A 3,431-nucleotide genomic window follows, 5' to 3' on the forward strand; every position below is an offset into this window, starting at 1 on the left:
GTACGGTGGTGTGGGAGGTCGGCTGCCCAATTAATGGGTAGCCTCCTACCCGATTGAAAAAAACAAGATAAAACCTTTAATTCGCGAAGTGAAATGAATGCGCTTACCTACTATAATTTTCAAGCAAAGGGGGTGATAGTAAAAAATGTGCCTACATGAGGTTCCGAGGTAGGTGATGTCCCAGAACACGAAGCTTGACCAAGGTAAGAAGCAGGGAGCAAGAATCTTTTAGGTAGTCAAATTTATTTCTGAGGAGGAATGTTTGATGAACTTAAAAAAGAAGATGCTTACTTTACTCCTGACGGCTTCGATGAGTTTCGGTTTATTTGGGGCAACCTCAAGTGCAGCAACGGATTATTGGCAATATTGGACGGATGGCGGCGGAACGGTGAATGCGGTAAACGGGTCCGGGGGCAACTACAGCGTGACCTGGCAAAATACCGGAAACTTCGTCGTTGGCAAAGGCTGGACCGTCGGCTCGCCTAACCGGGTGATCAACTACAATGCCGGCATCTGGGAACCTTGGGGGAACGGGTATTTAACTCTTTACGGATGGACGAGAAACGCGTTGATCGAGTATTACGTTGTGGACAGCTGGGGGACGTACCGGCCTACCGGCACTTACAAAGGTTCGGTGTACAGCGACGGAGGCACTTACGATATTTATACGACCATGCGTTATAATGCGCCTTCCATCGATGGCACGCAGACGTTCCAACAGTTCTGGAGCGTGCGGCAATCGAAACGACCTACCGGCAGCAACGTGTCCATCACCTTCAGCAATCACGTAAATGCTTGGAGAAACGTGGGCATGCACCTGGGCAGCAGCTGGTCTTATCAGGTGTTGGCGACAGAAGGTTATCAGAGCAGCGGAAGATCTAACGTCACGGTGTGGTAATGGTTTATCGCTAAAGTTAGTTTCAAGGCCGCTCGGTTTGCCGCCGGCGGCCTTCACGGATCTTCAATCAAAGGGGAGCTGACCTTGAGGAAGCGATACATCTGCATGATTATATCCATCGCCATCATGATGCTAGTCTCCGCCTGCTCGCAGGCGGAAATGGGAAGGCCGGAACGGCAGAAAGACTCGTTCGTGCTCGTTCAAGGCGGGAGTGTGAAGAACACCCGGTCTAATTTTTATGGCTCGGATGTGGTGTTAGCTGATTTTTATATCGGAAAATATGAAGTAACCCAGCGAGAATGGGTCGAAGTGATGGGTGGCAATCCGTCTCAGTTCCAAGGCGACGATTTGCCGGTGGAGATGGTGAGCTGGTACGACGTGGTCGAGTATTGCAATCAGCGGAGCATAAAAGAGGGCTTGAAACCTTTTTACAATATAGATAAGCAAACCGTAGACCCCCACAATCAAAGCGAATACGATCCTGTGAAATGGACGGTCACCGTCAATCCGGATGCGAACGGATACCGGCTGCCCACGGAAGCCGAGTGGGAGTATGCAGCTGGGGGCGGGCAGCTGAGCCAGAGCTATAAATACAGCGGAAGCTCGCGCCTGGATGATGTGGCCTGGTATTGGCGAAATGCCGGCGAGGAGTATCTCAGTGGGGATTGGAACTGGCCGATGATTGAAAGTAATCAAAGCCGCACCCAGCCGGTTGGCGGCAAGAAGCCGAATGAACTGGGGTTGTACGATATGTCCGGCAATGTGAGGGAATGGTGCTGGGATTGGTACGGGGACGAAGTGAACCAGAACTACGACCGCGGCTCGTTTCGCGTGGTGAAAGGCGGCGGCTGGATCGGGGATGTCAGCAGCAGCGAGGTGGCGTTTCGCGGCAAGTTTGAAGCCAGCGGCTTCGGTCCGGATCAAGGGTTCCGGTTGGCGCGCAATAAGTAGTTTGGGAAGTTTGGGGTGTTTGAGGAGTTTGAGTAGTTAGGTAGATTGGTAGATTGGTAGGGTGAATTAGGCTGAGTTAGGCAAGTTGGGGTCTGTTGAGTGAGTTAGCTTGCGTTAGGATGGTTTGATAGTCGGGGGAGTTGGAGAGTTTGACTCGTTAGGCTCGTTAGTGTTGGGCAGCTTGGCTAGTCTGGAGAGGAAGTTTGGAGGGAGCTTGGCTAGATTTTGGAATTGAATCCAGCCCTTTTCACGTAGTAAGCTAAGGAGAAAGAAAGAGCCCATACGGGAGGAAGGGAGCTGGCTCCATTTATGAAGGTTGAAACGGTGATGCAGGAGCTTGAGGCACTCGGTAAGGAGCGCCTGAAGAAAATGTATATGTCCAACGGGGCACAAGAGCCGCTGTTTGGCGTTGCGACAGGAGAAATGAAGCCATTGTTCCGGCAGATCAAGATCAATCATTCTTTGGCCGAGGAGCTGTACGCGACAGGAAATTACGATGCGATGTATTTTGCGGGGATGATTGCGGATCCGAAGGCGATGACGCATGCGGATTTTGAGCGCTGGATCGAGAAGGCGTATTTCTATATGCTGTCGGACTTCGTGGTTGCCGTCACCTTGGCGGAGGCGGATATCGCTCAGGAAGTGGCGGACAAGTGGATCGCCAGCGGGGACGAGCTGAAGATGTCGGCGGGCTGGAGCTGTTACTGCTGGCTATTGGGGAGCCGGCCGGACAGCGAGTTTGACGAAAGCAAGCTCGCCGGCATGCTGGAGACGGTGAAGAACTCGATCCACGATGCACCTGAGCGTACGAAGTCCGCGATGAATAACTTTGTGTACACCGTCGCGGTTTCCTATGTGCCGCTGCACAAACAAGCGGTGGAGACCGCCCAAGCGATTGGCCCGGTCGAGATGAAGCGAGACAAGAAGAAGAGCGCCATCCTGAACGCTTCGGAAAACATCCAAAAATCGTTGGACCGCGGTCAGCTGGGCTTTAAGCGCAAGTATGTGCGGTGCTGATGGGAGAGGGGGAGACCCGAGGGCGCGGGAGGGTTGCCTTTTTTTGAGGGCGATCTGCTCTTGGAAAGGGGGGATCTCCTCTTAGGGAAGGGGTTCGCTCATAGAGGTGGGCTCTTCTCTTATAGGAGTGATTCTCTCATAGAGGAGTGATTCTCTCTTAGAGGAGAAGAGAGGTTCCTTCTTAGAGGAGCTATCCTCTCTTAGAAGAGCGCTCTCCTCGTAGAGGATGGATCCTCTTCCAAAGGGGCGCTCCTTTCTTAGACGATGGATCCTCTCTCAGAGGGGGGCCTCTTGAAGAGCGGAATCCCTTCTAGAGGGACGATCCTCTTGCTAGCGGAGATCTCCTCCTTTAGCGAGATGATCCGCCCTTTTGCCCCAGGGCTTGACCGTGCTTGCACAATGTAGGGGGGATTCTATATGAAAATTCGAGTACAATGCGCCGAAACCCAGCGATTTCGGAGAAATGTACTCGAAAAATCATACAGAATCGGGCTAGATGCGCGTGGAACCCACTAGCCTTGCATCTAAAGTGACATGGTATTCAATTAATTGTTAATCTTGGTTG

The 3,431-nt window shown here is 52.2% G+C and carries 3 protein-coding genes; all 3 read left to right on the forward strand.

Annotated elements, in window-relative coordinates:
- The first annotated feature begins 265 nt into the window (after positions 1–265).
- Positions 266–898, forward strand: a complete 633-nt coding sequence (locus RW092_RS07265; protein ID WP_316009895.1) for a glycoside hydrolase family 11 protein — start codon at positions 266–268, stop codon at positions 896–898.
- 105 nt (positions 899–1,003) lie between these two features.
- A complete protein-coding gene (locus tag RW092_RS07270) occupies positions 1,004–1,849 on the forward strand; it encodes an SUMF1/EgtB/PvdO family nonheme iron enzyme (RefSeq protein WP_316009896.1) in 846 nt (281 codons plus the stop codon).
- 309 nt (positions 1,850–2,158) lie between these two features.
- Positions 2,159–2,866: a DNA alkylation repair protein gene (locus RW092_RS07275; RefSeq protein WP_028540270.1), complete on the forward strand. Its 708-nt coding sequence runs from the start codon at positions 2,159–2,161 to the stop codon at positions 2,864–2,866.
- Positions 2,867–3,431 lie beyond the last annotated feature (565 nt).

It is taken from the genome of Paenibacillus sp. 3LSP, assembly GCF_032465655.1.
In the GTDB taxonomy this organism is placed as follows: Bacteria; Bacillota; Bacilli; order Paenibacillales; family Paenibacillaceae; genus Fontibacillus; species Fontibacillus barengoltzii.

Excerpts from the sequence above, each read along its gene's own strand:
- RW092_RS07265 (WP_316009895.1), top strand. The coding sequence starts at position 266 with ATGAACTTAAAAAAGAAGATGCTTACTTTACTCCTGACGGCTTCGATG.
- RW092_RS07270 (WP_316009896.1), top strand. The coding sequence starts at position 1,004 with ATGATTATATCCATCGCCATCATGATGCTAGTCTCCGCCTGCTCGCAG.
- RW092_RS07275 (WP_028540270.1), top strand. The coding sequence starts at position 2,159 with ATGAAGGTTGAAACGGTGATGCAGGAGCTTGAGGCACTCGGTAAGGAG.